Origin of the sequence: Paraburkholderia fungorum, from assembly GCF_902833645.1 — a bacterium.
Lineage (GTDB): Bacteria > Pseudomonadota > Gammaproteobacteria > Burkholderiales > Burkholderiaceae > Paraburkholderia > Paraburkholderia fungorum.
Genome location: NZ_CADFGE010000004.1, coordinates 160,902 through 187,569 on the forward strand (window position 1 = coordinate 160,902; position 26,668 = coordinate 187,569).

At 63.3% G+C, this 26,668-nt stretch carries 25 protein-coding genes and 1 riboswitch; of the genes, 7 read left to right on the plus strand and 18 right to left on the minus strand.

All coding sequences use genetic code 11. The features are described from left to right. Positions 1–55: 55 nt before the first annotated feature. The 4 genes from HWX91_RS15220 to HWX91_RS15235 all read right to left on the minus strand — a co-directional run bounded on the left by HWX91_RS15220 (position 56) and on the right by HWX91_RS15235 (position 4,277). On the minus strand, positions 56–289 hold the full coding sequence (locus HWX91_RS15220) for a Fis family transcriptional regulator (protein ID WP_007180440.1): 234 nt from the start codon (positions 287–289) through the stop codon (positions 56–58). Further along, positions 286–1,353, minus strand: coding sequence for a tRNA dihydrouridine synthase DusB (gene dusB / locus HWX91_RS15225; RefSeq protein ID WP_028196375.1), 1,068 nt, complete (start codon positions 1,351–1,353; stop codon positions 286–288). Before dusB ends, HWX91_RS15220 begins: the two co-directional genes overlap by 4 nt. A gap of 250 nt (positions 1,354–1,603) precedes the next feature. Next, positions 1,604–2,839, minus strand: a complete 1,236-nt coding sequence (locus HWX91_RS15230; RefSeq protein WP_028196374.1) for a UbiH/UbiF/VisC/COQ6 family ubiquinone biosynthesis hydroxylase — start codon at positions 2,837–2,839, stop codon at positions 1,604–1,606. 31 nt (positions 2,840–2,870) lie between these two features. Further along, the gene (locus tag HWX91_RS15235) at positions 2,871–4,277 is read right to left on the minus strand and encodes an aminopeptidase P N-terminal domain-containing protein (protein WP_028196373.1); all 1,407 of its coding nucleotides are present in this window, start codon (positions 4,275–4,277) and stop codon (positions 2,871–2,873) included. 233 nt (positions 4,278–4,510) lie between these two features. Here HWX91_RS15235 and HWX91_RS15240 point away from each other — a divergent pair, with 233 nt between their 5' ends. Then, positions 4,511–5,125, plus strand: coding sequence for a glutathione S-transferase C-terminal domain-containing protein (locus HWX91_RS15240; RefSeq protein ID WP_028196372.1), 615 nt, complete (start codon positions 4,511–4,513; stop codon positions 5,123–5,125). A 139-nt stretch (positions 5,126–5,264) separates the two neighbouring features. Here the strand turns inward: HWX91_RS15240 and lnt are convergent, their stop codons facing one another. The 7 genes from lnt to HWX91_RS15275 form a co-directional block, all read right to left on the minus strand. Beyond that, positions 5,265–6,983, minus strand: coding sequence for an apolipoprotein N-acyltransferase (gene lnt / locus HWX91_RS15245; protein ID WP_028196371.1), 1,719 nt, complete (start codon positions 6,981–6,983; stop codon positions 5,265–5,267). A gap of 82 nt (positions 6,984–7,065) precedes the next feature. Next, complete coding sequence (locus tag HWX91_RS15250; RefSeq protein WP_028196370.1) at positions 7,066–7,959, minus strand: HlyC/CorC family transporter; 894 nt, start codon at positions 7,957–7,959, stop codon at positions 7,066–7,068. Positions 7,960–8,179: 220 nt separating this feature from the next. After that, on the minus strand, positions 8,180–8,860 hold the full coding sequence (locus HWX91_RS15255; RefSeq protein WP_042274871.1) for a gamma-glutamylcyclotransferase: 681 nt from the start codon (positions 8,858–8,860) through the stop codon (positions 8,180–8,182). A 27-nt stretch (positions 8,861–8,887) separates the two neighbouring features. Continuing rightward, positions 8,888–9,349 (minus strand): rRNA maturation RNase YbeY, encoded by a 462-nt coding sequence (ybeY, locus tag HWX91_RS15260; RefSeq protein WP_028196369.1) that lies wholly within the window; start codon positions 9,347–9,349, stop codon positions 8,888–8,890. A 79-nt stretch (positions 9,350–9,428) separates the two neighbouring features. Next, positions 9,429–10,502, minus strand: coding sequence for a PhoH family protein (locus tag HWX91_RS15265; RefSeq protein WP_028196368.1), 1,074 nt, complete (start codon positions 10,500–10,502; stop codon positions 9,429–9,431). 47 nt (positions 10,503–10,549) lie between these two features. Beyond that, on the minus strand, positions 10,550–11,923 hold the full coding sequence (miaB, locus tag HWX91_RS15270; protein WP_028196367.1) for a tRNA (N6-isopentenyl adenosine(37)-C2)-methylthiotransferase MiaB: 1,374 nt from the start codon (positions 11,921–11,923) through the stop codon (positions 10,550–10,552). 200 nt (positions 11,924–12,123) lie between these two features. Next, positions 12,124–13,107 carry a LysR family transcriptional regulator gene (locus HWX91_RS15275; RefSeq protein WP_028196366.1) on the minus strand — a complete coding sequence of 328 codons (984 nt, stop codon included), beginning with the start codon at positions 13,105–13,107 and terminating at the stop codon, positions 12,124–12,126. Positions 13,108–13,223: 116 nt separating this feature from the next. Between HWX91_RS15275 and HWX91_RS15280 the strand changes: the two genes are divergently transcribed. The 4 genes from HWX91_RS15280 (at position 13,224) to ribB (ending at position 16,958) form a co-directional block, all read left to right on the plus strand. Then, complete coding sequence (locus HWX91_RS15280) at positions 13,224–13,634, plus strand: VOC family protein (RefSeq protein ID WP_028196365.1); 411 nt, start codon at positions 13,224–13,226, stop codon at positions 13,632–13,634. Between the two features lie 22 nt (positions 13,635–13,656). Beyond that, complete coding sequence (locus HWX91_RS15285) at positions 13,657–14,823, plus strand: MFS transporter (RefSeq protein WP_028196364.1); 1,167 nt, start codon at positions 13,657–13,659, stop codon at positions 14,821–14,823. Positions 14,824–15,053: 230 nt separating this feature from the next. Then, positions 15,054–15,743 carry a helix-turn-helix domain-containing protein gene (locus HWX91_RS15290; RefSeq protein WP_028196363.1) on the plus strand — a complete coding sequence of 230 codons (690 nt, stop codon included), beginning with the start codon at positions 15,054–15,056 and terminating at the stop codon, positions 15,741–15,743. 120 nt (positions 15,744–15,863) lie between these two features. Then, positions 15,864–16,092, plus strand: a riboswitch (FMN riboswitch). A 146-nt stretch (positions 16,093–16,238) separates the two neighbouring features. Then, a complete protein-coding gene (gene ribB / locus HWX91_RS15295) occupies positions 16,239–16,958 on the plus strand; it encodes a 3,4-dihydroxy-2-butanone-4-phosphate synthase (protein ID WP_028196362.1) in 720 nt (239 codons plus the stop codon). Positions 16,959–17,069: 111 nt separating this feature from the next. Here ribB and HWX91_RS15300 read toward each other — a convergent pair whose 3' ends face one another. The 4 genes from HWX91_RS15300 to glpD all read right to left on the minus strand — a co-directional run bounded on the left by HWX91_RS15300 (position 17,070) and on the right by glpD (position 21,941). Further along, on the minus strand, positions 17,070–17,756 hold the full coding sequence (locus HWX91_RS15300; RefSeq protein ID WP_028196361.1) for an HAD family hydrolase: 687 nt from the start codon (positions 17,754–17,756) through the stop codon (positions 17,070–17,072). A gap of 196 nt (positions 17,757–17,952) precedes the next feature. Next, positions 17,953–18,666 carry an MIP/aquaporin family protein gene (locus HWX91_RS15305; RefSeq protein ID WP_028196360.1) on the minus strand — a complete coding sequence of 238 codons (714 nt, stop codon included), beginning with the start codon at positions 18,664–18,666 and terminating at the stop codon, positions 17,953–17,955. Between the two features lie 84 nt (positions 18,667–18,750). Further along, entirely contained in the window at positions 18,751–20,250 is a 1,500-nt protein-coding gene (gene glpK / locus HWX91_RS15310; RefSeq protein WP_028196359.1) for a glycerol kinase GlpK, read from the minus strand. A gap of 161 nt (positions 20,251–20,411) precedes the next feature. Then, positions 20,412–21,941 (minus strand): glycerol-3-phosphate dehydrogenase, encoded by a 1,530-nt coding sequence (gene glpD, locus HWX91_RS15315; RefSeq protein WP_028196358.1) that lies wholly within the window; start codon positions 21,939–21,941, stop codon positions 20,412–20,414. A 202-nt stretch (positions 21,942–22,143) separates the two neighbouring features. On the opposite strand from glpD, the gene HWX91_RS15320 reads away from it, so the two are divergent. Continuing rightward, positions 22,144–22,518 carry a hypothetical protein gene (locus HWX91_RS15320; RefSeq protein ID WP_028196357.1) on the plus strand — a complete coding sequence of 125 codons (375 nt, stop codon included), beginning with the start codon at positions 22,144–22,146 and terminating at the stop codon, positions 22,516–22,518. Here the strand turns inward: HWX91_RS15320 and HWX91_RS15325 are convergent. From HWX91_RS15325 to HWX91_RS15335, 3 genes are all read right to left on the minus strand, one after another. Then, positions 22,515–23,141 carry a TetR/AcrR family transcriptional regulator gene (locus tag HWX91_RS15325; RefSeq protein WP_028196356.1) on the minus strand — a complete coding sequence of 209 codons (627 nt, stop codon included), beginning with the start codon at positions 23,139–23,141 and terminating at the stop codon, positions 22,515–22,517. The two genes, HWX91_RS15320 and HWX91_RS15325, sit on opposite strands and share 4 nt — an antisense overlap. 96 nt (positions 23,142–23,237) lie before the next feature. Beyond that, positions 23,238–23,435 (minus strand): hypothetical protein, encoded by a 198-nt coding sequence (locus tag HWX91_RS15330; protein ID WP_028196355.1) that lies wholly within the window; start codon positions 23,433–23,435, stop codon positions 23,238–23,240. A gap of 306 nt (positions 23,436–23,741) precedes the next feature. Continuing rightward, on the minus strand, positions 23,742–24,521 hold the full coding sequence (locus HWX91_RS15335) for a DeoR/GlpR family DNA-binding transcription regulator (RefSeq protein ID WP_028196354.1): 780 nt from the start codon (positions 24,519–24,521) through the stop codon (positions 23,742–23,744). Positions 24,522–24,862: 341 nt separating this feature from the next. On the opposite strand from HWX91_RS15335, the gene ggt reads away from it, so the two are divergent. Further along, the gene (gene ggt, locus HWX91_RS15340; protein WP_028196353.1) at positions 24,863–26,500 is read left to right on the plus strand and encodes a gamma-glutamyltransferase; all 1,638 of its coding nucleotides are present in this window, start codon (positions 24,863–24,865) and stop codon (positions 26,498–26,500) included. Positions 26,501–26,668: the final 168 nt, after the last annotated feature.

Here is a 26,668-nt window from a genome sequence, read left to right on the forward strand (position 1 = left end):
GATGAAGACGAAAAGCCGAAGGGAAACGTGGCAGGGCGCCTGAAACTACAACGAACTACAACAGACCGTGCTGTTGCAGTTTCTTGCGCAGCGTATTGCGGTTGATGCCGAGATACTCGGCGGCCAGCGACTGATTGCCGCCGGCCTGCTCGAGCACCACTTCGAGCAAGGGTTTTTCCACGCATGAAATAACCATGTCGTAGACGTCATGCGGATTGGAGCCGTCGAGATCCTGGAAATACATCCCCAGGCTGTCGCGGACAGATTGTTCGATATTGTTCTTGCTCATGCTGCTAGTCGGTCGGTATGGTCCGGCTCGCCGTCGTTCTTGCTGAGCGTCTCGTCGACGTAGACGAGGCGGTCGGAGATCGCCTTTTGGGCGTCGAAGAATTCGTTGACGGCGAGGAGTTGTTCGCGCGTGGTGTCCAGCGTATTCATGCGGTGCCGGAACACATTGGCGCCAGAAAGGCCGCGAGTGTACCAGCCGATATGCTTACGCGCAGTGCGCACGCCCGTAAATTCGCCGTAGAACGCGTAGTGATCTTCGAGATGTTCGTTCATCACCTGCTGGATTTCGTCGATGCGCGGCGGCGGCAGCAATTCACCCGTCTGCAGGAAATACTCGATCTCGCGGAACAGCCACGGCCGACCCTGCGCGGCGCGGCCGATCATGATGGCGTCGGCGCCGGTGGCGGCGAGCACCTCGCGGGCTTTTTGCGGCGACGTAATGTCGCCATTGGCGACCACCGGAATGCGCACCGCCGCTTTGACGGCAGCGATGGTCTCGTATTCGGCGTCGCCGTGATACAGATCGGCGCGCGTGCGGCCGTGCACGGTCAGCATGGAAATGCCGGCGGCTTCGGCCAGACGGGCGACCGTCAAGGCGTTTTTATTGTCGCGATTCCAGCCGGTGCGGATCTTCAAGGTGACGGGCACCGCATCGGGCCCGACGCCCACCGCGCCCACCACGGCCTCGACGATGCGCTGCACCAGCGGTTCGTTCTGCAGCAATGCGGAACCCGCGGCCACGTTACACACCTTCTTGGCCGGGCAGCCCATGTTGATGTCGATGATCTGCGCGCCGTTCGCCACGTTGTAGCGCGCGGCTTCAGCCATCATGGCCGGATCGGCGCCGGCGATCTGCACGGCAATCGGTTCGACCTCGCCCGTGTGATTGGCACGGCGCATGGTCTTTTCGCTTTTCCACAACTGCGCATTCGAGGCGACCATTTCCGACACCGCATAGCCCGCGCCCAGCCGTTTGCACAATTGCCGGAACGGACGGTCGGTCACGCCGGCCATGGGGGCGACGAACAGGTTATTACGCAGATTGTGGGAGCCGAGAGTGGGCATGAGTTGGACGCGCCTGCGGCCGATTGCTTCAGTTTCTTTTCAGAATCTGTCAATCGGAGCGTTCGCGAAATGCGAGGGAAAACCGCTATTTTAGCGTTAACGGATAGCCGGCACCCGACTTGAATCCCTCGTAACTTGTTAAATCTTCTATGAAAGTGCTCTGGTTCATAGAATCGACACCGCTCGCGCGGAGCCGTCGGCGCTGCCTAAAAAGGCTGCAACGGCGGTGGGGCGCAAGCGGGGAGTAAGCTCAGCGGCGCTGCCCGAACATCATTTGCCGCGCCAGCGCGGTTTTCACCGGCGGCACGAATTCCAGCGCGGTGAGGGCGAGACCTCGCAAGGCGGCGAGCGGCGGGAAGTCGACGGTGAAAAGGCGGGCGAGGGTGTCGGTCGCGCCGATTGTCAGGCGCCGGTCGAGCGCGCGGCGTTGTGCGAAGGTGGCGAGAGCGAGCGGCGTGGGGCCTTCCGCCGACAGGGCGTCGGCCAGAGCGTGCGCGTCGCGCAAGCCCAGATTCAGGCCCTGACCCGCCACCGGATGCAGCGTCTGCGCCGCGTTGCCGATGGCGACGACATGACCCTTCACGAGCGTATCGGCGGCGTTCAGCCCCAGCGGAAACGACGCGCGCCCCTTGATTTGCGTAAAGCTACCCATGCGGCTGCCGAACGCGGCGCCGAGTTCGCGCAGGAATTCGGCGTCCGGAAGCTGGGCGCGCCGGGCGGCTTCGTCGGGGGCGCAACACCAGACCAGTGCGTAATTCGCGCCGCGCACGCCGCCCATTGGCAGCAGCGCGATGGGTCCTTGCGACGTGAAACGCTCCCACGCCACATGCGGTTGCGGTGCCGACACCGTGACCGTGCCGACCAGCGCAGTTTGTCCGTAATCGCGCGACCCGCCGCCGGCGCTGTTGCCCGCGCTTCCGGCGGTTTTCTGGTCGCCGAACAGGCCGCCCTCGGCATTCACCAGAATTCGCGTGCGCAGATTGCGTGTGACGCCCGCGGTTTCGATCGGCAGCGTGACGCCGTCGAGTTCCTGAGTCGGCGCCGAGGCGGCGGTGGAACGGAACCAGTGCACCGCGCTCGCGTGAACCGCTTCGGCGAGACCGTGCACGATCGCGCCATAACGCAGCACGTAGCCGAGCGCCGGCAAACCGTGCTCGCTATGGTCGATCAATGTGCGGCCGAAATGGCCGCGCTGCGATACGTGGATGCGGTGGATCGCGGTGGCCTCGGCAGGCCAGCGCAGCGGCTCGAGAATCATCCGGCTGCCCTGCGAGACGGCGATCGCGCGCGGATCGGCAATCGAATCTTCCGGCTCGCGCGCGTCGATCAACGCGATTTTCAGCGCCCGAGTCGCGCTGCGGCGTGCCAGCCAGCCGGCCAGCGCGAGCCCGACCGGCCCGGCGCCGACGATCGTCACGTCGAAATCGAAGGCGCGGTCGGCCTCGGCGGGTTTCAGAATCACCGTCGACTGGGAAACGTCGTTCATTGCGGGTTGCTTCCTTCGCTTACTTCCTGAATTACTGCCGAGTTGGCTGGGCCGCGCGGGCTTCCAGCATCAGCGCTTCGATCTCGTCGGCGGCCACCGGCACATCGCGCGTAATCAACTCGCAGCCGGTGGGCGTGACGATCGCGTCGTCTTCGATGCGGATACCGATATTCCAGTAGCGCTCGGGCACGCCTTCGGCCGGACGAATGTACAAGCCGGGCTCGATGGTCAGCGTCATCCCTGCCTGCAGCGTGCGCCATGGCAATGCGCCTGCCTCGTCGCGCGGCGCGCCGCGCTCGCGGTAGTCGCCGACGTCGTGCACGTCCATGCCGAGCCAGTGGCCGGTGCGGTGCATATAGAACGGCGCGTAGGCGCGCTCGGCGATCACTTCGTCGACCGAGGCGAATTTCGTGCGCTCGAGGATGCCGGTATCGAGCAAGCCTTGCGACAGCACGCGCACAGCAGCCTGGTGCGGATCGTCGAACGTGGCGCCGGCGCGTGTGGCGTCGACGGCGGCCTGCTGCGCGGCCAGCACGATGTCGTACAGCTCGCGCTGCGCCGGCGTAAAGCGGCCGCTCGCCGGGAAGGTACGCGTAATGTCGGACGCATAGCCATCGAGTTCGCAGGCGGCGTCGATCAGGATCAGGTCGCCGTCCTGGGCAACCGCGTTGCCGGCCGGGTAGTGCAGCACGCAGGCGTTGGCGCCCGCCGCGACGATCGATGTGTAGGCCGGCGCCTGCGCGCCGAACTTGCGGAACGTGTAGAGCAGCTCGGCTTCGAGTTCGTACTCGCGCACGCCGGGGTGGCAGGCGGCCATGGCACGGCGATGCGCCTGCGCTGAAATCTGTCCGGCGCGGCGCATGATGGCGAGTTCGTGATGATCCTTGACGAGCCGCATGTCGTCGAGCAAGGGGATCAGGTCTCGCGCGACGGCGGGCGTGGCGACGCCGCTGCGGCCCTGGGCGCGCACGGTATCGAGCCAGCCACGTACCTGTTCGTCCAGTTCCGCCGACGTGCCAAGCGCGTAGTGCAGCGCCGGCTTGTCGGCAAGAATCGGCGGCAGCCGCGTATCGAGTTCGCCCACGGCGAAGGCGGCATCGAAGCCGAACACCTCGCGCGCGCCGTCGGGTCCGAAACGGAAGCCTTCCCACGTCTCGCGCTCGACATTCTTTTCGCGGCAGAACAGGATCGACGCCGGCTCGCCCGGCGCCGCGCTCGCATCGAGCACCAGCCAGGCCTCGGGTTCGGTGAAACCCGTCAGATAATAGAAGTAGCTATCGTGCCGGTAGGGGTAGTCGGCGTCCCGGTTGCGCAGTTTTTCCGGCGCGGTGGGGACGATGGCGACGCCCCCACCCGCTGCGCGCAGCGCGGCGAGTACGCGCTCGCGGCGCGTGCGGTAGACGTCGACGGCGATGGTGGGTTCGGTCGGCTGGTTCATGTCGCGATTGTAGCGCCCAATGCGCAGACTTATTTTGCGCGGATACTGACGGGGAGAAGGTGGTTGTCCCGGCCACGTTGGCCATTCGGCCGGGTAGACGGCGCGCGGGCGCTGCGGCAATGTTGCAATCCATCCACAGCGAGCATCCATGCGGCTTGCGAAGCGGCCCCCCGTGTTCGGGAAGGCCGCCGACCACTTATACTTTCGCCGAATTCAAGAAAAGGCAGATGGTCATGATGAAACTCATCGGTTCGCTCGCCAGCCCGTTCGTGCGTAAAGCGCGGATCGTTCTGGCCGACAAGAAGATCGACTACGAACTCGTGCCGGAGAACGTCTGGGCGCCCGAGACCACGATTCACACCTTCAATCCGCTCGGCAAAGTGCCGTGTCTCGTGATGGAAGACGGCGAAGCCGTGTTTGACTCGCGGGTGATCTGCGAATACGTGGATACGCTGTCGCCGGTGGGCAAGCTGATTCCGCCGTCGGGTCGCGAGCGCGTCGAGGTGCGGTGCTGGGAGGCGCTCGCCGACGGTATCCTGGACGCGGCGGTGCTGATTCGTCTCGAAGGCACGCAGCGCACGCCCGAGCAGCGCGTGGAAGCCTGGGTCGCGCGGCAGCAACGCAAGATCGACGAAGGCCTGATCGCGATGTCGCAGGGCCTCGGCAGCAAACCCTGGTGCACGGGCAATCACTACACGCTGGCGGACATCGCGGTGGGTTGCGCGCTGGGCTACCTCGATTTCCGCATGCCTGAGTTGAACTGGCGCGAAGGGTATCCGAATCTGGATAAGCATTTCCAGAAGCTATCGTTGCGCCAGTCGTTCATCGATACGGTGCCGGCGGATTGAGTGAGGTACTCGTTGCCGCGTGGCGGTGAGGTTGTCTGGAATCGAGCCGCCCGTGCGCAGCATATTCAGCAGCGGATCGCATCGAATCAGTAAGACCTGATTCTTGATAAAGCGCGCTCACGGTTTTCCACAGCGCGCTTTATTGCTTGCCGTTTTGACGCCGTGTAATCGCCGGACCGAACGCAAACCCGAACGCCAGCAGCAGTAACGAAATCGCCAGCACGGTATTGTTGCCGCTCGTCACATAGGGCGTGCTGCCCGAGGTTCCTTGTACCGTCACGTCGAGCGAGCCGATCGTGTACGGCGTCAGGCGCCCGATCACCCGGCCGTTGGCATCGATTGCAGCGGTCATGCCGGTGTTGGTGGCGCGCAGCATCGGGCGGCCGGTTTCCAGCGAGCGCATGCGTGCAATCTGCAGGTGCTGATCCAGTGCGATGGTGTCGCCGAACCAGGCAAGATTGGTCGAGTTGACCAGCACGCCGGCCGGCGTAGCGCTCTCGCGAATGCTCCGTGCGATTTCCTCGCCGAAAATATCCTCGTAGCAGATGTCGACGGCGACCGGCTGGTTGTGCACGATGAATGGTTTTTGCACTGGTGCGCCGCGCGCGAAATCCCCAAGCGGGATACTCATCAGATTCACGAACCAGCGGAAACCCCATGGCACGAATTCGCCGAACGGCACGAGGTGGTGTTTGTCGTAGCGATACACGTCGCGCGTGCCCGGCGTGACGCCGAACAGGCTGTTCGTATAGTCGATTACCTGACCTTCCGGCGTGATGGTGCCGCCGATTGCGCCGAACACGATCGCGGTGCCAGTGGTATCGGAGAAGTTGCGCACCGCCGACGCGAACTGCGGCGGCAGTTGCTGCGCGAGCACCGGAATGGCGGTTTCCGGCGTGACGACCAGGTCGGCCGGCTTCGACGTAATCATCTGCTGATACTGATCGATCGCAGCGCGCATGCCGGATTCTTCGAACTTCATTTCCTGCTTGATGTTGCCCTGGAGCAGGCGCACCGTTAGCGGCGCGTTGGCCGGCAGCGTCCATTGCACGAGCGGCAGGAGGAGGCCAGCCGCGATCAGCGCAAGCGCGACGGCCGCCGGCACCGCGACTCGTGCGATACCAGGCTTTGCCGCATTGACGGCGCTTCTGCTGTCGTTAGCCTTGGCTTGCCCGCGCGAGGCCAGCAGCGGCAACAGCGCCTGCACGATCAACGCGGCTACCAGCGCGAGCATCCAGCCGACGCCGTACACACCCGCCACCGGCGCAAAGCCGGCGAACGGGCCATCTACCTGTGCGTAACCGCTCGCGAGCCACGGAAAGCCGGTGAACACCGTGCCGCGCAACCATTCGCCGATCGCCCACGCGCTCGCAAACGCCAGCGCGCCGTGCCAGGTCGGCGAGAACGGTTGATCGGCGCCGACCGCGCTGTTGCGTGCATGGCCGGCGCAGAACGACCAGATGCCCGCAGCCAGAGCCGGGTACACGGCCAGATACAGCGAGAACAGTGCGACCGCCGCGCCTGCGAGCGGTGCGGCCATGCCGCCGTAGTCGTGCATGCTGACATACAGCCACCACACACCGGTGACGTAGTTGCCGAAGCCGAAAGCGCCACCTGTCAGCGCGGCGCTTTTCCAGCTGGTGGTGCGAGTCAGCCACGCAAAAAAGAACACGAAGATCACGAGTTCGAGCCAGCCGCCGTGCGGCGTCGGGGCGAACGACAGCGTATTGGCCGCACCGGCGGCCAACGCGACGAGGTAATGCCAGCGGGGCAGTGCGCGGCCGCGGGTTTCCCGGGTGGCGGGGGCGGCAGGAGCACTCACGCCGCGGCGCGAACGGGATGTAATCGGGTCGGCCATTGTTGCGCGGTCGGCGTGAGGAGTTAAGGAAGCAAAGAGAGAAAGCGACTCAGAAGCGGTTCAGAAACGACTCGGAAGCGGCTCAGGTCTGCACATGCTGGGCTTCGCGCTCACGCTGGCCGGCGAGCGGGTCGCGGCGCACCAGCAGCATGTGAATCTGGCGGGCATCGCCGCGCAGAATCTCGAAGATCAGATCGTCGAGCCGGACTTTCTCGCCGCGATGCGGCACCCGTCCGAAATGATGCGTGACCAGACCGCCGATCGTATCGACTTCATCGTCTGAGTAATGCGTGCCGAAAGCCTCGTTGAACTGCTCGATTTCGGTGAGCGCGCGCACGCGGAAACGGCCGTCCGGCGAGGCAATGATGTTGCCGCTTTCCTCGTCGAAATCGTATTCGTCTTCGATATCGCCGACGATCTGTTCCAGCACGTCTTCGATCGTGATCAGGCCGGCCACGCCGCCGTATTCGTCGACCACCACCGCGAGGTGGTTGCGATTCACGCGAAAGTCGTGCAGCAGCACGTTCAGGCGCTTCGACTCCGGGATGAAGACGGCGGGGCGCAGCATGCCGCGCACGTCGAATTCTTCTTCGGCGTAATAGCGCAGCAGGTCTTTCGCGAGCAGCACACCGATGATGTTGTCGCGATTGCCCTCGTAGACCGGATAGCGCGAGTGCGCTTTTTCCAGCACGTAGGGGATGAATTCGGCGGGATTGTCCGCGATGTTGATCGCGTCCATTTGTGCGCGCGGCACCATGATGTCGCGGGCGCTGAGTTCGGACACCTGGAACACGCCCTCGATCATCGACAGCGAGTCGGCGTCGATCAGGTTGCGCTCGTGGGCGTCCTGGAGGATCTCCAGGAGTTCCGCGCGCGAGTCGGGCTCAGGCGAGATGAAGTCGGTCAGACGCTCGAGGAGTGAGCGTTTTTCTTGCGTTTTGTCGGTTTGGCGTCGACTGGGATACGTGTCGTTCATGGTAGTGCGCCCGGCGAGACTGGGCGCGCTGTTGCAGAGCATTAAGGATACACCAGGCACATGGCAGGACCGTGTCCCGCCTGGCCGGGCGATGAGTGAAGCGGTAATGAAAGCCTCCAGCCGCGCGCGGCAAAGGCGTGGGTCAATCCTAACTGATTACCGGAGAAAAAGCGTTTTCGAGCAAAAAAGCGTGGTTACCCGCGCTTACTTCGCCTCCGCGTTACGCCTGCCCGGCCTCGCGGCTTTTTTCACGGCAGCGCTCGAGCAAGGCTTCGAGCGCGCGGTCGGGCATGCCGCTTTCGCGCAGCGCGTGGACGGTGCGGCTGACATAGTCGAGTGTGGTGCCGTAACGGCCGCTCGCGCAGCCGAACACGGCTTTGACGACCTCGTCGCGCAGCTTGCCGGTGTAGGTCGGCACGTCGCGGCGCATCACGAACGCGAGCGCATCGACGCGCCGGCCGTCGGCGAGCACGCAGGGCAGCCACGCCGGGCGGTACGACCCCATCGGCATTTCGCGGCGCCACAAGGCCTCCAGATGCGGCATCGCGCCCTCGGCGGCGAGCCGAAAGGCGATGCCGGAGCACGAACCGCCGCGGTCGAGCGCGAGTACGAGGCCCGGCTGTTCGGGCGTGCCGCGATTCACGCGCGACCACAGATACAGTCCGCGATGATAGCCGTGCACTCTCGAACGGGTGGCTTCGACGGTGGGCAAACCGGGATTCCAGATCAGCGACCCATAGCCGAACAGCCAGAGATCGCTCTTGCGGTCCCAATCGCGCAACGTGCATTCGAGCGACGCGCGCAATTCCTCGTCCGTCAACAGCCGCGATTCGCCTAGCGCGGGCGGATAGTCCGGGCAGGGCGTGTTGCGAAGATCGGCTTCAGGGGAGGACGTGCTCACGGTAGTTTTTAACGGTGATGGCAAAGACTATTGATAAGGATCCGGGAAACCGAGCTTGCCGAGGATTTCAGTCTCGATCGCTTCCATTTCCTCGGCCTCTTCCTCGACCTCGTGGTCGTAACCTTGCGCATGGAGGGTGCCGTGCACCAGCAGATGCGCGTAGTGCGCAAGCAGCGGTTTGCCCTGTTCGGTGGCTTCTTTCTCCACCACGGGACAGCACAGGATCAGGTCGCCGGTTACCGGATCGTCTTCCGATTCAGCGTAGGCGAACGTCAGCACGTTGGTCGAATAGTCTTTGCCGCGATAGGTACGGTTAAGCGTGCGGCCTTCCTCGGCGTCGACGAAACGCACGGTCAGCTCGCCGTCCGCGAAGAGCGCCGCCTTGATCCAGCCGGCCACGGTGGCGCGCGGCAGCAGCGCCTTGTGTTCCGGCCAGGCCTTGGCGGCGGGGAATTGCAGATTCAACGTCAGTTTCGGTGCGCGGCTCATGCGGTTTTGACGACTTGTTGCTCTTGTTGCTTGGGTTGCTGCGGCATATCGAGTGAATTTTGCTGCATATCAGCGCAAATTAGCGCGAATCCGCCGGACCGGCGCTTTTCTGCGAATGCGCATCGTACGCCTCCACAATTCGCGCGACCAGCGGATGCCGCACCACGTCGGCGCTCGTGAAACGCGTGAGCGCAATCCCACGCACGTCCGACAGCACCTGCTGCGCTTCGATCAGCCCACTCTTCGCGCCGCGCGGCAGGTCGACCTGCGTCGTGTCGCCGGTCACCACCGCCTTCGAGCCGAAGCCGATCCGCGTGAGGAACATCTTCATCTGCTCGGGCGTGGTGTTCTGCGCCTCGTCGAGGATGATGAACGCGTGATTCAGCGTGCGGCCGCGCATATAGGCGAGCGGTGCGATTTCGATCATCTGCCGCTCGAACATCTTGGCGGTTTTATCGAAGCCAAGCAGGTCGTACAGCGCATCGTACAGCGGGCGCAGATACGGATCGACCTTCTGTGCCAGATCGCCCGGCAGGAAGCCGAGGCGCTCACCCGCTTCGACGGCCGGCCGCGTCAGCACGATGCGTTTGACCTGATCGCGTTCCAGCGCGTCCACCGCGCAAGCCACGGCGAGATACGTCTTGCCCGTACCCGCCGGACCGACCCCGAAAGTCACGTCGTGCGAAATGATCTGCTTCAGATACTCGCGTTGCGCCGGCGTGCGGCCGCGCAGGTCGGCGCGCCGCGTGTACAGCTTCGGGCCGAGTTCTTCGAGGTCGTCTTCGCCGGTGTCGGCGGGTTGATCGAACGGATGATCCGGGTTGCCGGGGAAGCGCGCGTCGACCGTTTCCGCTCCCTGGCCGTTGCCGTTCGCACGATGGCGCGCCGGGTGGCGCACTTCGACGAGCGCGAGCTGGATGTCGTCGACCGACAGCGGCTCGCGCGCGTTGTTGTAGAAGTTTTCGAGCGCGGTGAGCGCGAGTTTCGCGCCGCGCCCGCGAATCGTGATGCGATGGCCACGGCGTTGCAGCGTCACGTCGAGCGCCTGCTCGATCTGCCGCAGATTTTCGTCGAGCGGTCCGCAGAGGTTGGCGAGCCGCGCGTTGTCGTCGCGCGGTGCGGTGAATTCCAGATGCTGCTGAGTGGTCTTCAAGGCGGTGGATCGATCCTGTCGGGTTCGCGACGCCGGGCGGGCGTCGCTCAGTGAGTGGTCGCGGGTGCGTCGTCGTGCACCAGCACGAGTTCGCCGCGTAACGAATGTGGGTACGCATGGACGATTTTCACGTCCACCATCTGACCGATCAGCCGCGCATGCGAGGCGACCGGTGCGGGAAAATTCACCACGCGATTGTTTTCCGTGCGGCCCGCGAGTTCGTTCGGGTCCTTGCGTGCCGGGCGTTCGACCAGAATCCGCTCGACCTTGCCGACCATCGAATCGCTGATGCGCTGCACGTTTTCTTCGATCGTGGCCTGCAGATGTTGCAGACGTTTGAGTTTCACTTCACGCGGCGTGTCGTCGTGCAGATTCGCGGCGGGCGTGCCGGGACGCGGGCTGTAGATGAACGAGAAGCTGGTGTCGTATTTCATCTCGTGAACCAGCGCCATCATCTTGTCGAAGTCTTCTTCGGTCTCGCCGGGGAAGCCGACGATCATGTCGGTCGACAAGGACAGGTCCGGGCGGATTGCGCGCAGCTTGCGGATCACCGACTTGTATTCGAGCACCGTGTAGCCACGCTTCATCGCCATCAGGATGCGGTCTGAGCCGTGCTGCACCGGCAGATGCAGATGGCTGACGAGCTTCGGCACCTTGGCGTAGGTGTCGATCAGGCGCTGCGTGAATTCCTTCGGGTGCGACGTGGTATAGCGAATCCGTTCGATGCCCGGGATATCCGCGACATATTCGATCAACTGGGCGAAGTCGGCGATTTCGGTCGAGCCGAGCGTGATGCCCGCGCGGTACGCATTCACGTTCTGGCCGAGCAGCGTGACTTCACGCACACCCTGGTCGGCGAGACCGGCGATTTCGGTCAGCACGTCGTCCAGCGGGCGCGACACTTCTTCGCCACGCGTATAAGGCACGACGCAGTAGCTGCAGTACTTGCTGCAACCTTCCATGATCGACACGAACGCGCTCGGACCGTCGACGCGCGCCGGCGGCAGGTGATCGAACTTTTCGATTTCCGGGAACGAGATGTCGACCTGCGCGCGGCCGCTCTCGCGGCGTTTGTCGATCATTTGCGGCAGACGGTGCAGCGTTTGCGGACCGAACACCAGATCGACATACGGCGCGCGCGACACGATCGACGCGCCTTCCTGGCTTGCCACGCAGCCACCCACGCCGATGATCAGATCCGGATTCGCTTCCTTCAGCTCGCGCACGCGGCCGAGATCGGAGAAAACTTTTTCCTGCGCTTTTTCGCGCACCGAGCACGTGTTGAACAGAATGACGTCCGCGTCTTCCGGCGTGTCGGTCTTGACGAGTCCTTCAGCCGCGCCGAGTACGTCGACCATCTTGTCGGAGTCGTACTCATTCATCTGGCAGCCAAAGGTTTTTACATAAACTTTCTTGATCATCGATTTTCGCCGGTCGCAGTGGTTAACCTGGGGGCGTCGTTTAAAAGGTGTAGAGGGGGCGAACGTGCGGGTAGCGTGCGGGCGGCCCGCGGGATGGTGTTCAAGTCCGCTCGAGCTGGCCCGGGGCCCGCGAGGGTCAATTCCGGTCCACGCTCATGACCCATTCGACAGATTCGACACGTTCGCAACGTAGCTCATCATTATAGCCCTTCATCGGCTGCGGTTTCTGCCGCGGCGGTTGCCCGCGACTGCTCCGGCGGCAAGCCCAGCAGGGCTTCCAGTTCGTCCGATACCTGCGCGAAGCGCTCGCTCAGGAAATCCAGCAACACGCGCACGCGCGGCGCCATGAACCGGTTGCGGTGGTAGAGCGCGTGCAACGGCGCGTCTGGATAGCGCCATTCGGGTAGCAGGATTTTCAGGCAGTCGCTGCGTAAGTCCGCTTCCACGTCCCACATCGACTTGATGACGATCCCGTAGCCGCGCCGGGCCCATTCGCGGGCCACGGCGCCGTCGTTGGTTTCCCGGGATGTCTCGAACGGCACGGTGTAGTGCTGCACTTCGTCGCCGCGCGTGAAGCGCCATTCGTTGACGGGCCCTGAAGCGGTGCCAAGAACGATGCAATCGAAATTCGCCAGATCGTGCGGATCTTTCGGCTCGCCCTTGCGCGCGATGTATTCCGGCGACGCGCACAGCACCCGCCGGTTCGGCGCGAGCTTGCGGGCGACCAGCGAGCTGTCCTGCGGCACGCCGAAGCGGATCGCCAGATCGATGTCTTCCTGCACCAGATTCGATAGCGAATCCGACAGCGTCAGCGCGAACGTGACTTCCGGGTAGAGCGCGTTGAACTCGTCGAGCCAGTGCATCAGCAGATTGCGGCCGAAGTCCGAGGTTGCCGACACGCGCACCTTGCCGCGCACCACGCCCTGGCCGGCCTGCAGTGCGGCCTCGGCGTCGTCGAGCGATTGCAGCGCCTGGCGGCAGCAGTTCAGGTACAGGCGCCCCTCGTCGGTCAGCCTGAGCTGCCGGGTGGTGCGCTCGAACAGCCTGGCTTTCAGGCCGGCTTCGAGCTTGGCCAGCCGCGCGCTGGCGGCGGCCGGCGTCAGGCCCATCTTGCGGCCCGCAGCCGAGAGGCTGCCTTGCTGCGCCGCTTCGACGAACAGGCGGATGTCACCGAGGCTATCCATCACGACCTTTCAACAGAATTTGAAAATGCTTCAAATGCTACGCCAATTATCAAATCGACGTGCCGCGCTCACAATGCAGTCCTCGTAAACCCTTTGTGCTGCGTGCAACCCACACCATGCAACTCGATCACGCAACGATCGTCACCGCCGATCTTGACGCCGCCCGACGTTTCTTCGTCGACGTCGTTGGGCTGACCCAGGGTGCGCGCCCGCCGTTTTCGATCGATGGCTACTGGTTGTACGCGAACGGCCGTCCACTGATTCATCTGATCGACGCGACCGTGGCTGCTCAGGTGGGCAGAGTCGCGCCGCGTATCGACCATATCGCTTTCCGGCTGGAGAGCGCTGACGAATGGCAGGCGTTGTTGCAGCGCCTGCATGCGACAGACACGCCTTATCAGCTAGCCGAAGTACCGCAGATGGGTCCGCAGCAAGCCGAATTGCAATTGTTCGTCGCGCTCGCGCCGGGTGTGGTCATCGAATTTGTGACCGCGCTGCAGCACGTCGACCGTAGTAAACACGCTTAACTTTAGAACCTGGAGTAGAAAAATGCCCATTCCATTATTGGCGCTAGCGATCAGCGCTTTTGCGATCGGCACGACCGAGTTCGTGATCATGGGCCTGTTGCCCGAGGTTGCGCGCGATCTGGCCGTGTCGATTCCGTCGGCCGGGTTGCTGGTGAGCGGCTATGCGCTCGGCGTCGCGGTCGGTGCGCCGCTGCTCGCGGTGGCCACCAGCAAGATGCCGCGCAAGCTCGCGTTGCAGTTGCTGATGGGCGTGTTCATTGTCGGCAACACGCTGTGCGCGATCGCGTCCAGCTATTCCGTGCTGATGATCGCGCGCGTGGTGACATCGTTCGCGCATGGCTCGTTCTTCGGGATCGGCGCGGTGGTGGCGGCTTCGCTCGTGCCGGCCGAAAAGCGGGCAAGCGCGATTGCGCTGATGTTCACCGGCTTGACGCTCGCCAATGTGCTCGGCGTGCCATTCGGGACGTTCGTCGGTCAGCAATTCGGCTGGCGTGCGGCGTTCTGGATCGTCAGTGCGTTTGGGGTGCTGTCGCTCGCGGGGGTGTCGCTGCTGGTGCCGAATCGTCACGATTCCGGTCCGGTCGGTTTGGGGCATGAAGTGCGCGTGCTGAAGGACCCGCAAGTCTGGACCGCGCTCGCGATGACGGTGCTCGGCTTCGGCGGCGTGTTCGTGGTGTTCACCTATATCGCGCCAATTCTCGAGCAGGTGAGCGGTTTCTCGCCGCGCGGCGTGACGCTGATTCTGGTGCTGTTCGGCATTGGCCTGACGGTTGGCAATACCGTGGGCGGCAAACTCGCGGACCGCGCGCTGATGCCTTCGCTGATGGGCATTCTGGTGGCGCTCGCGATCGTGATGGCGATCTTCGCGCGTACCAGTCATTCGCAGGTGGCCGCGGCGATCACCATTTTCGTATGGGGCATTGCTGCGTTCGCCACGGTGCCGCCGTTGCAGATGCGTGTGGTCGAGAAGGCCGCCGCGGCGCCGAATCTGGCTTCGACGTTGAACATTGGTGCGTTCAACGTGGGCAACGCGGGCGGCGCGTGGCTTGGCGGTCTGGTGATCAGTCACGGTTATGCGCTCGATACGCTGCCGTGGGTCGCGGCGGGCGTCAGTGTGGTGGCGTTGCTGCTCACGTGGTTCGCGGCGCGCATGGATGCGCCGACGGCCGCCGTGGCGCAACGGGCATGACGGTGGGGCGCCTGATGTCTGGCGCTGGACCCGGGTGCCGCACATGAGCTCTCCGGGCGTAGCCGAGCCCGGGGAGCCCATATGAAAAATTCGCACAAGCTTTGCGAGAATCGTCCTCCGCAATGCTGATAACAGTGTGAAGATAACTTCGTTGGGCGCGGCGGGACGCGATGCTATCTTGCTTCCACTAACTGCTTGCCCGCCGTACGGCGGCGCTTCTGGAGGCAATCATGCATTCCCCGCTTGCGCTGGTTCGGGACCCCACGGCCGACACTCATGCGTCGCCGCGTGCCGCGGAACCTTTCGATGCTCTCGAACATCTGGTCGGCGTGAATCTCGCCCGTTTGCGCGCCGAGCGCCAACTTTCGCTCGACGCTCTGGCCCGCGCTTCGGGCGTCTCGCGAGCAATGCTCGCGCAAATCGAGTCGGCGCGCAGCGTGCCGTCGATCAAGGTGCTGTGCAAGGTGGCCTCGGCCTTGAAGGTATCGGTGGCGGCTTTTCTGCGTCGCCATGCGACCAACGGCTTCGAGCATTTGCCTGCGGAGCGTTCGTCGCGTCTGGTCAGTTCGAATGGGCGGTACTCGGCCCGGCCGCTTTATCCCGACGCCGAACCGACCGCCGCCGAGTTTCACGAGTTGCGTATCGCGCCCTTGCATACCGAGGCCGGCACGCGCCGCGCGCCGGGCACCACGGTGAATCTGGTGGTGAGCGAAGGCACGCTGGAAGTCAGCGTGCACGACCAGCGCCAATTGCTGGCCACAGGCGACGCGATCGTGTTCGATGCCGACCAGCCGCACAGCCTGCGCAACCCCGGCGACACCGAGGCGCGCGCGTTTCGCGTGACGCTGAAGGCGGAAACGCCGCCGCGCTGGGATGTCCCGGCGCCGCACGATTTGACGCGGCAGGCCGAGCCGGTTTGAAGAACAGTGTTTTCAGGCGGACCGGCTGTCAAGCAGAGATGTCCGTCTAATCAGTAGGGGTTGCGCTGCAGGTCTCGCGCGACTGCTGTATCCTTTGCGAGCCGGTTGATCCGGCAATCAGTGCGTCTTCAGGGCGGGGTGAAATTCCCCACCGGCGGTATGCCGGCAGCGCGAAAGCGTGAGCCGGTGAGCCCGCGAGCGCCCGCGTCGTCAATGTATTTGGCGCTGTGCAACTCCGTTGCATAGGACCAGAGTAAGCGCCAAAGCGCTAACTCTGATCGACATGGGGTCAGCAGATCTGGTGAGAAGCCAGAGCCGACGGTTAGAGTCCGGATGGAAGAAGATGTGCAGATAGTCATGTTCGTTTCCGTGTCGCCGCCAGAGGTTGGAGCGGTGCATGAGCGTCGCTTTGCGCGGCGTTCAACGGCGCGTCTTTGTCTGTTTGCAATGCCCTGAAACGTTTTTCGCCCAACTTTTGCGATGAGCGTTTCAACTATGTCTTTTGCTACTTTTCCTGCTCCGTCGGTGATTGCGGACAACGCGATTCTCGACCTCCCCCTGCTCGCCACCGAACCCGTTCCGCCACGTATCGCCGCTGCCCTGCAAGCCATGCGCGATGGCCGTGCCGTCGTTTTGCAAGACGATCACGACCGCGAGAACGAAGCCGATCTGATTGTCTCGGCTGAACGACTTTCCGTCGAAACCATGGCTTTGCTGATCCGCGAATGCAGCGGCATCGTCTGCCTGTGCCTGCCCGACGAAAAAATCCGTGCGCTCGAACTGCCGCCCATGGCCGTCAATAACGAAAGCCGCCACGGCACCGCGTTTACGGTCTCGATCGAAGCACGCGACGGCGTGACCACCGGCGTGTCCGCTCTTGATCGCGTGACGACGATCCGCGCGGCCATCAGCGATACGGCAAAGCCTGCCGATATCGTGCGCCCGGGCCACGTGTTCCCGCTGCGCGCGCAGCCGGGCGGCGTACTGGCACGCCGTGGCCACACCGAAGGTACGGTCGATCTGGCCATTCTCGCGGGTCTGAAGCCGGCCGGCGTGCTGTGCGAACTGATGAATGCGGACGGCACGATGACGCGTGGCGCGGACGTGGAGCGCTTCGCGGCGCAACACAATCTGCCGATGCTGACGATCGCGGAACTGGTGGAATTCCGTCAGGCGCTGGCGGCAGCGCGCGAATGCGTGGCCGACGAGGTTTGATTCCGCAAAAAATAACCCCACGTTTGGAAAACCGTGGGGTTAGTCAGCAGTTTGATGCTTAAAGCCGGCGATTGCAGCCGGCTTTTTTTGTGGTTACGCCCGTTAAGCCGGTTAAGACTGCACGTCGCCAAACTCGCCGCGTGCGCCGGCTTCAACCAGCGCGGGCAGCTCATCCATATGCTTCATGATGCGTGTCATGCCCATCTTGCGCAGCGCATCCGCATAACCGTCCGGGATATGGCTCGCCCCCACGAAGGCAATTGTTTTCATGCCCGCCGCGCGTGCCGCATTCAGGCCGGCCACGCTGTCTTCCACGACCACGCATCGCGAAGGCTCCACGCCTAGCGTTTCTGCCGCGAACAGATAGACGTCGGGAAACGGCTTCGGCCGCGCGACCTGTTCGGCGCTGAAGATCCGGTCACCGAAAATCTGCTGCAAGCCCGCGCGCCGCACCGATGCGTTGACGCGTGCGAGACGGCTGTTCGAGACGACCGCGGCCGGCAGCGTCACGCGCTGCAACGCGTCGCGCACGCCGTTGATTGGGCTGAGCGATGCGGCGAGCGCGAGTTCGACGTTGTGTTCGATCGTATCGAGGAAGTCCGGCGGCAGTGTGATGTCGAACGATTTCTCGATCCCTTCGAGAAAGCGCGAGGTCTGCTGGCCGAACGCCGTCTTGACGACGGGCTCGAAATCAAGGCCGGGGAAAGTGGCGGACAGCGTTTCGAGCATTACACGGTCAGCGATGATTTCGCTGTCGACGAGTACGCCGTCGCAGTCACAAATGAGGTGGTCGATCATGCTTTAAGACGGGCAGCGAGAGGCACGCGAGCAGGGCAGTTGCAAGCTCATGCGCGGATATTGAAAGCATCATGATACGTGCTTTGGCGCCGGGTGCGCGGCGCCATCGCCTTCCGTCGGTGCTTAATTGCGTCTTGAGCGCGCTCACGGGGTGCATCGGATGCGCTTTTGCATGCGCCCGACGTACCCCGCAAGATCAATGCGCGTGCAGGTACAGATACAGCCCCGTTGCCAGCGCGCCGCCCAGCAGCGGACCGCACACCGGAATCCACGAATAACGCCAGTCGCTGTCGCGCTTGCCCGGAATCGGCAGCAGCGCGTGCATCAGACGCGGCGACAGGTCGCGCGCGGGGCTCATCGCATAGCCGGTCGGGCCGCCGAGCGAAATACCGATGCCGAGCACCAGCAGGCCGACCGGTAGCGCGTCGAGCGCGCCCAGACCCACTTGCGGCGAAGCCAGGTACAGCACGCCGAGAATCAGCACGAAAGTCGCGATCATTTCGGTGAGCAGGTTATGCGGCACGCTGCGAATGGCGGGCGCCGTGCAGAACACGCCGAGTTTCACATCGGCATCGCCTTCTTTCGCAAAGTGCTGACGGTACGCAATCCACACGAGCAGGGCGCCCGCCATACCGCCGAGCATCTGCGCGGCGACGTAGCCCGGCACTTTGGCCCATGCGAACTTGCCCGCCAGCGCAAGGCTGACCGTCACGACGGGATTCAGATGCGCACCGCTATACGACGCCGTGACGTATACGGCGATGAACACGGCCATCGCCCAGCCCATCACGATCACGATCAGATCCGCGCCTTTGCCTTTGGTGCGGGCAAGCAGCACATTGGCGACCGCGCCGTTGCCGAGCAGCACCAGCAGCGCGGTACCGATAAATTCCGCAATGTAAGGAGACATGGTTGGTTATCCGAAATATAGTTATCAGGGAAGCCGCGGGACAGGCGGCTTCGTTATATCAAGAGGTCTTGGGTGAATTCCGGATCAGGGCGTATCGGCCCAGGCCTTCGCCGCGCGAATCGCGCGCTGCCAGCCGTCGAGGCATTCCTTGACCTCGGCATGCGGCAGGGCAGGTGTGAAGCGGCGGTCGAGCGCCCATTGGCTTTGCAGTTCGTTCACGTCTTTCCAGTAGCCCACCGCGAGACCGGCCAGATACGCCGCGCCCAATGCGGTGGTTTCCGATACCTTCGGCCGTACTGCGTCGACACCGAGAATGTCCGCCTGGAATTGCATCAGCAGATTGTTCGCGCAAGCGCCGCCGTCCACCCGCAATTCGCCGATGCGAATACCTGAATCGGCTTCCATCGCCTTGAGCACGTCGAGCGATTGATAGGCGATCGAATCGAGTGCGGCGCGGGCGATATGCGCCGAACTCGTGCCACGCGTCACGCCGAACAGCGTGCCGCGTGCCCGGGCGTTCCAGTGCGGCGCACCGAGACCGGCAAAGGCGGGCACCAGATACACGCCATCGCAATGCGGCACGCTGCGCGCCATCGTTTCGATTTCAGCGGCGTTCTTGATGATGCCCAGGCCGTCGCGCAGCCATTGCACCACCGCGCCGCCGATGAAGATGCTGCCTTCGAGCGCGTAGTTGATCTGATCGCCGATCTGCCAGGCAATCGTGGTGACGAGATTGTTCTTCGATTCGATCGGCTTGTCGCCGGTGTTCATCACGAGGAAACAACCCGTACCGTAGGTGTTCTTCACCATGCCCGATTCCGTGCACATCTGGCCGAACAGGGCCGCGTGCTGGTCGCCGGCGATGCCCGCGAGCGGAATCTTGGAGGCGAATACGGTGGTCTTGGTCGGCCCGTACACTTCCGACGACGCACGCACTTCCGGCAGCATGTTGCGCGGAATGTCGAGCGCTTCGAGCAGTTCGTCGTCCCACTTCAGCGTGTGGATGTTGAACAGCATCGTGCGCGACGCGTTGGTCACGTCGGTGACGTGCAGGCCGCCCTTGGTGAAATTCCACACCAGCCAGCTATCCACGGTGCCGAAGGCGAGACGGCCTTGTTTGGCCTTTTCGCGTGCGCCTTCGACGTTGTCGAGAATCCAGCGGATCTTGGTCGCCGAGAAATACGAATCGATCGGCAGGCCGGTTTTCGCGCGGACTTTTTCTTCGAGACCCTGTTCTTTGAGTTGATCGCAGAAGTCGGCGGTCCGGCGGTCCTGCCAGACAATCGCGTTATAGATCGGATGGCCGGTTTCGCGATCCCACACGATGGTGGTTTCACGCTGATTGGTAATGCCGATCGCGGCGATCGACGTGCCGTTCATGCCGGCGCGCGTGACAGCTTCGGCGGCGACGCCGGCCTGGGTCGACCAGATTTCCTGCGGGTCGTGCTCGACCCAGCCCGGACGCGGATAGATTTGCTGGAATTCTTTCTGAGCGGTCGACACGACATTGCCGAGCCGGTCGAACAGCATCGCGCGCGAGCTGGTGGTGCCTTGGTCAAGCGCGAGGATGTACTGATCCTGCATTGTCTCTTCTCCATGCGTTTTATGAATCGCCGGACTGCTGACCGGCGACGGGAACGGCTTATTGTTTTAAGCGGGCTGCAACAGTTTGAGTATGTGCGTCCCGGCTTTCTCAGTAGCCGAGGGGTGAAAATCGATTCGGTTGATGCGGGTAAGTGACCCGATCAGGCACTCTGTCGGAAGGGCTCGCGGGCGAGCCACGCGTCGATGTCGTGTGTGATCGAATCGAGCGTGCCGGGCTCGACGTGCAGGCCGAGTTTCGAGCGGCGCCAGAGCACATCCTGTGCGCTACGCGCCCATTCGACATCGCGCAAATAGGCGAGCTCGGCTTCATGGAGACCGGGCGCGAACGCACGGCCGAGGTCCGCTACCGAGCGTGCGTTGCCGATGACATGCGTGACGCGCGTGCCGTACGCACGCGCGAGGCGGTGGGCCAGATCGGCCGGCAACCATGGATTCTGCTGTTTGAAGCCGGTGAGAAAGCGCTCGAAGTTGGCTTGCGGGATATCGCCGCCGGGCAACGGCACACCGGCCGTCCACGAAGGCGCGCCGTTATGCAGCGCGTGCGCGAGTTTGTCGACGGCTTCTTCCGCCAGCTTGCGGAACGTCGTGATCTTGCCGCCGAACACGGACAGAAGCGGTGCTTCGCCCGCGGGTGCGTCGAGTTCGAGCGAGTAATCGCGCGTGACCGCCGAGGGATTGTCCGCGCCTTCTTCCTCGAGCAGCGGACGCACGCCCGAGTAGGTCCAGCGCACGTCTTGCGGCGAGATCTTCTGCTTGAAGTAGCGGTTGATCGAATCGCACAGGTACTGTGTTTCTTCGGCGTTGATTGCGACTTGCGACGGGTCGCCGCGATATTCGAGGTCGGTCGTGCCGATCAGCGTGTAATCGTGTTCGTACGGAATCGCAAAGATGATCCGCTTGTCCGGATTCTGGAAGATATACGCGTGATCGTGCTCGAACAGGCGGCGCGTGACGATATGGCTGCCTTTCACGAGACGCACGCTGTGGGTCGCCTCGCGGCCGAGCGCGCCGTGCAGCAACTCGCCGACCCACGGTCCGGCCGCATTCGCGATCGAGGCCGCGCGCACGTCGAGGATCGTGCCGTCCGCTCGCTTGAGTTGCGCGCGCCATTCGCCACCGGCGCGCACCGCGCTCAGCAGTTTGGTGCGCGTGAGAATCTTGGCGCCCCGTTCCTGCGCATCCAGCGCGTTCAGCACGACCAGACGCGCGTCGTTGACCCACCCATCCGAATACACGAAGCCGCGCTTGATCGAATCGACCAGCGGCGCACCGGCAGGATGATCGCGCATGACGATGCCGCGCGAGCCAGGCAGCAGTTCGCGCCTCGCCAGGTGATCGTAAAGGAACAGGCCGGCGCGGATCAGCCAGGCCGGACGCAGATCGGGCATGTGCGGCATCACGAAGCGCAGCGGCCACATGATGTGCGGCGCGGCGCGCAGCAGCGTTTCGCGCTCCTGCAGCGCTTTGCGCACCAGCCCGAATTCGCGGTATTCAAGGTAGCGCAGGCCGCCGTGGATCAGCTTGGTGCTGGCCGACGACGTATGGGCGGCCAGATCGTCCTGTTCGCAGAGCAGCACCGACAGGCCGCGGCCCGCCGCATCGCGTGCGATGCCTGCGCCGTTGATCCCGCCGCCCACGACGAGCAAATCGTATCTCGAGCCTTGCGTCACCTTGCTGTGTCCCCTGCGTCGTATCCGGAAATGGTTTGGAAAAACTATCGAACCGATAGTGTTCGTTTGCGAACTTTAATGAACATATTCGAAAAAGTAAAGTTCGGTTTTCTTAGGTATTCCTCTAGTGCCTGGTGAAGGTGGTGGCGTAACGCGCGGCCACGGACGATACTCTCGAAAGGAGCCATTTCGAGGTGAATTCATGCGTGGACTTTGGATGATCGGTGGCGTTGCACTCCTGACGGGATGCATCAGTTCGCCGAGCTTGAACGGGACGATGGGCGCGCCTTCGTTCGCGTCGTTGCAACAGATGTGCGGTCCCCAAACGGTCGACTACGGCAACGATGCGCAGAACGTCTACACGACGCTGTTCGATGCGTACGTGGCGAACCGGCGCGGCAAGTTGTCGAAAGAGGATTACTGCGCGTTCCAGACGTCGCTTGCGCAGCGCTATACGGCACAAGGGACGAGTACCGATCCGCAGGTGCGTAATCAGTGGGTGAGCTTTTTCATCGATCAGCGGGCCAGGGCGTTGAGTTGGCGCGCGGCGGGCGATCCGACCTTGCGTGCGGGCTAGCCGCGCTGAGGCTGAGCTCCGCGCCACAACATCCGGCGGATTTGCGCGAACACGTCTTCGCGTGTCGGCGCGCTGCTTGTGGCGGGCTGTTGCGCCTGAGGCAGCGGCAACTGATTGGCGAGCGCGAGCATGGTGAAGCCGTGCAAGCTCGCCCAGTAGGCGTAGCCGATCAGGTAGGGATCGCCTTCCAGAATGCCCGCGGCAACCAGCTTCTCGAAGTGCGCCCCGAGCATCTGCCAGGCGCGTTGCGAAGCGGCGGCGAGTTCCGGGTAGGCCTCGTCCCGCTGGGCGAGATCGAACATCAGACGGTAGGCGTGCGGCTCGTCGAAGGCAAATGCCACGTAGGCGTCGCTGAGTGCGTAGCGGTCGGCCGAGGGGGCCTGTTTCGCCACGGCTTCGAGCCGCGCCGCAAAGCGGTTGAACGCCGCGGCGCGGACCATCGCGAGAATTTCATCCTTGTCGCGGAAATAGCGGTAGGGCGTCATCGCGCTGCAACCCAACTCCTTTGCCAGTTCGCGCATCGTTACGCCTTCTGCGCCGCGGGTGGCGAACGCATTTTCAGCGACACGCCGCATGGCTTCGCGAAATTGCTGGATGTCGTCGGAGGAGAGCGTTTTGGGCATGCGCGAGGGCTGAAGATCCGTCGCGACAATTTACAGCGTAAATGAATTAGGCACAATAAAGCGGCCGTTCAGGCGGCCGCTTCAAAAGCCAGCGTATTACGAAAAACGTTTAATGGCACGAAGTGCGCTGTCGCCGCTTTCAGTCACGCGCCATTGTTCGTTGCCCGATGCGAGCCGTTCGAGCTGCACCAACTGGCGTTCCAGCAGGGCATCGAGCTCATCTCGCTCCATGTCGACTTGATTGGGGGCGTCCTTGACGAGCAACAACGTGGCGAATTCATGCGGACTCAGCATCGTTCTCTCCATGTCAAGCTAACGCGGACGGCCTTGCCGGCGACTGGCACGATGCCAGTGAAGTCCGCTAGAGGATCAGGCGGGAGGTACGGCTCATACACACAGGGTCACTGCCAGCGCGCCGCGTAGCGCGGAACGGACGCTGGGGAACTGGAGTGTAGTCAACCGCCAGACAAACACCAAAGGGGCCCCAGTAAATTTTCCCTTTGACAATTGGGACCCTCACAGGCGGTTTGGGGCAGCGGTCAGATCCTTGATTTCACTCGAAGTTTTGCGTGCACTGCAACATGGCCGAAGACACCTGGATCACTCGGCGACATACACCTGGCAGTTGGCGGCGGCGAGCGTTTCGTTCATCTCGGCGGGTGGCGCGGCGTCGGTGAAAAGCGCGTCGATCTGGTCGAGATGACCCTGGCGGACGAGTGCCGGGCGGCCGAATTTGGAGTTGTCGGCGGCGAGAAACACGGTGCGCGCGTGCTGGATGATCGCCTCGGCCACGCGCACTTCGCGGGTGTCGAAATCGCGCAGCGTGCCGTCCGTTTCAATGCTCGACGTGCCGATGATCGCGAAGTCCACCTTGAACTGCCGGATAAAGTCGATCGCCAGTTCGCCGACAATGCCCTTGTCCCATGGCCGCACGATCCCGCCCGTCACCAGCACTTCGCAATCCGGATAGCCGCTCATCATGCTGGCGACGTTCAGATTGTTGGTGATCACGCGTAGGCCGCGATGCCGGTTGAGCGCTCGTGCGACTTCCTCGGTGGTGGTGCCGAGATTGATGAAGAGGGACGCCTGGTCGGGAATGTGAGTGGCCACTAGCGCCGCGATGCGCCGCTTCTCTTCATGGAACATCCGTTGACGCGCCGTGTACGAGACATTCTCGGAGCTGGTCGGCAGACTGGCGCCGCCGTGATAACGGCGCAGCAGGTTCATGTCGGCGAGCCAGTTGACGTCGCGGCGGATCGTCTGCGGCGTCACGTCGAAGTGGGCCGCGAGGTCGTCCACGGTCACGAAGCCGTCGCGTTGCACCCACTCCAGCAGTTCCTGTTGCCGGGCGTTGAGAGTCAGGCGGGGGTCTCGGGTCATGTGTCTCGGGTCGTGGGTTTTTATCGGCATGCCCCGCCAACAGCGCGAAAAGTCGAGCCGGAAAACGGGTCATGCGTGAACGAGGGTGAGCGTATTGTAAGACCATCGCACGTCTTGTCTGCCAACTCGTGCGTCATGGTTCGGATCCTCAGCGACCCGGCAGCGAGCTATTCAGATCATTTGTGCATTTATTCATTTGATAAATGAATTTGTTTTTTGTGCCGGATCGCGCTGCAATCCAAGGTTCCGCGTGTTACCCGCGTGTTACCTGAGTCTTACCCGTTTCCCATGGCTTCCGGCGTTTAAGAACACGCCGGGCCACGCTTTCGAGAGTGTTCGACATGACTGGCTTCAACTGGCAAAACCCCTATCCGACGCCGCGTCTGCCCGTATTCGCGCGCAACATCGTTTCCACTTCGCATCCGCTCGCCGCGCAAGCCGGGCTGCGGATGCTGTGGAAAGGCGGCAATGCCGTCGACGCGGCGATCGCGGCGGCAGCGGCCATCACGGTGGTTGAACCGGTGTCTTGCGGCCTTGGCGGCGACGCGTTCGCGCTGGTATGGGACGGCAAGAAACTGCATGGTCTGAATGCGTCGGGCGTCTCGCCGGCGGCGTGGAATGTCGATTACTTCAAGCGCAAGTACGGCGAAGAAGATGGTCTCGCGAAGCAACCCAAGCGCGGTTGGGACGCAGTGACGGTGCCCGGCGTGATTGCCGGCTGGGAAGCGCTGCATCAGAAATTCGGTTCGCTGCCGTTCGCCGATCTGATGGAGCCGGCGATCGAAATCGCCGAACGCGGTCATGCGGTGGCGAGCATCGTCGCTTATAAATGGGCGGCGGCGGTACCGGAACTGAAGGACCTGCCGGGCTTCGCGCAAACCTTCATGCCGCGCGGCCGCGCGCCGGAAGTGAGCGAACTGGTGCGCTTTCCCGGTCACGCGAAGACGCTGCGCAAGCTGGCTGAACAAGGCCCGCGTGCGTACTACGAAGGCGAGATCGCCGAACAGATCGCGGCGTTTGCGCGTGAAGGCGGCGGTGCGTTGACCCTCGACGATCTGCGCAACTACAAGGCGGATTGGGTCGAGCCGATCGGCAAGGATTATCGCGGCTACACCGTGCATGAGATTCCGCCGAACGGCCAGGGCATCGCGGCGCTGATCGCGCTGGGCATCCTCGAAAAGTTCGACGTGAAGGAACTGGCTGTCGACAACATCGAGTCGCAGCATTTGCAGATCGAAGCGATGAAGCTGGCGTTCGCCGACGTCTACCGTTACGTGGCCGATCCGCGTTCGATGGACGTCACCCCGGAGCAGATGCTCGACGACGCGTACCTCACGTCGCGCGCGAAGCTGATCGACCACAAGCGGGCCACGCAGTTCGACTTCGGCATGCCGAAGGCCGGCGGCACAATCTACATGTCGGTGGCGGACGAGCGCGGCATGATGGTCAGCTTCATCCAGTCGAACTACATGGGCTTCGGCTCGGGCATCGTGGTGCCGGACAGCGGCATCGCGATGCAGAACCGCGGCTGCGGCTTCTCGATGGACCCGAAGTCGCCGAACGTGGTGGAAGGCGGCAAGCGGCCGTTCCACACCATCATCCCGTCGTTCCTCACCCAGCAGGTGGACGGCAAGCAGGAAGCGGTGATGAGCTTCGGCGTGATGGGCGGCGACATGCAGCCGCAAGGCCATCTGCAATCGATCGTGCGGATGCTCGACTACGGTCAGCAGCCGCAGGCCGCCTGCGACGCACCGCGCTGGAAGGTCAACCGGGACTTCACGATCGATATCGAATCGACGCTCAATCCGAAGACCGCCGAGGCGTTGCAGAAGCTGGGCCACACGATCAAGTCGGTCGACGATCCGTACATGGACTTCGGCTCGGGCCAGTACATCTGGAAGCTCGACCGTAACGATCCGGAGCGCGGCTACGTGGCGGCGAGCGATAGCCGTCGCGACGGGCTGGCAGCCGGCTTCTGAACGACTTAAGCGAAGCGCGGCGCCGCGTGGGCGGCGGCCGCGTCTCGTTGCCGCCGTCGACGATGCATGTCGCATTGTCGTGAGGCGGACCGATCAGGCAATTAAAGCAGGGCGTCACGCACAACCGCAATGGACTGCGCGCGACAGCCGGGCGTCGAGTGCCTCGAG

Coding starts and splice junctions, on each gene's coding strand:
- HWX91_RS15220 (WP_007180440.1), bottom strand. CDS start 289: ATGAGCAAGAACAATATCGAACAATCTGTCCGCGACAGCCTGGGGATG.
- dusB (WP_028196375.1), bottom strand. CDS start 1,353: ATGCCCACTCTCGGCTCCCACAATCTGCGTAATAACCTGTTCGTCGCC.
- HWX91_RS15230 (WP_028196374.1), bottom strand. CDS start 2,839: ATGAACGACGTTTCCCAGTCGACGGTGATTCTGAAACCCGCCGAGGCC.
- HWX91_RS15235 (WP_028196373.1), bottom strand. CDS start 4,277: ATGAACCAGCCGACCGAACCCACCATCGCCGTCGACGTCTACCGCACG.
- HWX91_RS15240 (WP_028196372.1), top strand. CDS start 4,511: ATGATGAAACTCATCGGTTCGCTCGCCAGCCCGTTCGTGCGTAAAGCG.
- lnt (WP_028196371.1), bottom strand. CDS start 6,983: ATGGCCGACCCGATTACATCCCGTTCGCGCCGCGGCGTGAGTGCTCCT.
- HWX91_RS15250 (WP_028196370.1), bottom strand. CDS start 7,959: ATGAACGACACGTATCCCAGTCGACGCCAAACCGACAAAACGCAAGAA.
- ybeY (WP_028196369.1), bottom strand. CDS start 9,349: ATGAGCCGCGCACCGAAACTGACGTTGAATCTGCAATTCCCCGCCGCC.
- miaB (WP_028196367.1), bottom strand. CDS start 11,923: ATGATCAAGAAAGTTTATGTAAAAACCTTTGGCTGCCAGATGAATGAG.
- HWX91_RS15275 (WP_028196366.1), bottom strand. CDS start 13,107: ATGGATAGCCTCGGTGACATCCGCCTGTTCGTCGAAGCGGCGCAGCAA.
- HWX91_RS15280 (WP_028196365.1), top strand. CDS start 13,224: ATGCAACTCGATCACGCAACGATCGTCACCGCCGATCTTGACGCCGCC.
- HWX91_RS15285 (WP_028196364.1), top strand. CDS start 13,657: ATGCCCATTCCATTATTGGCGCTAGCGATCAGCGCTTTTGCGATCGGC.
- HWX91_RS15290 (WP_028196363.1), top strand. CDS start 15,054: ATGCATTCCCCGCTTGCGCTGGTTCGGGACCCCACGGCCGACACTCAT.
- ribB (WP_028196362.1), top strand. CDS start 16,239: ATGTCTTTTGCTACTTTTCCTGCTCCGTCGGTGATTGCGGACAACGCG.
- HWX91_RS15300 (WP_028196361.1), bottom strand. CDS start 17,756: ATGATCGACCACCTCATTTGTGACTGCGACGGCGTACTCGTCGACAGC.
- HWX91_RS15305 (WP_028196360.1), bottom strand. CDS start 18,666: ATGTCTCCTTACATTGCGGAATTTATCGGTACCGCGCTGCTGGTGCTG.
- glpK (WP_028196359.1), bottom strand. CDS start 20,250: ATGCAGGATCAGTACATCCTCGCGCTTGACCAAGGCACCACCAGCTCG.
- HWX91_RS15320 (WP_028196357.1), top strand. CDS start 22,144: ATGCGTGGACTTTGGATGATCGGTGGCGTTGCACTCCTGACGGGATGC.
- HWX91_RS15325 (WP_028196356.1), bottom strand. CDS start 23,141: ATGCCCAAAACGCTCTCCTCCGACGACATCCAGCAATTTCGCGAAGCC.
- HWX91_RS15330 (WP_028196355.1), bottom strand. CDS start 23,435: ATGCTGAGTCCGCATGAATTCGCCACGTTGTTGCTCGTCAAGGACGCC.
- HWX91_RS15335 (WP_028196354.1), bottom strand. CDS start 24,521: ATGACCCGAGACCCCCGCCTGACTCTCAACGCCCGGCAACAGGAACTG.
- ggt (WP_028196353.1), top strand. CDS start 24,863: ATGACTGGCTTCAACTGGCAAAACCCCTATCCGACGCCGCGTCTGCCC.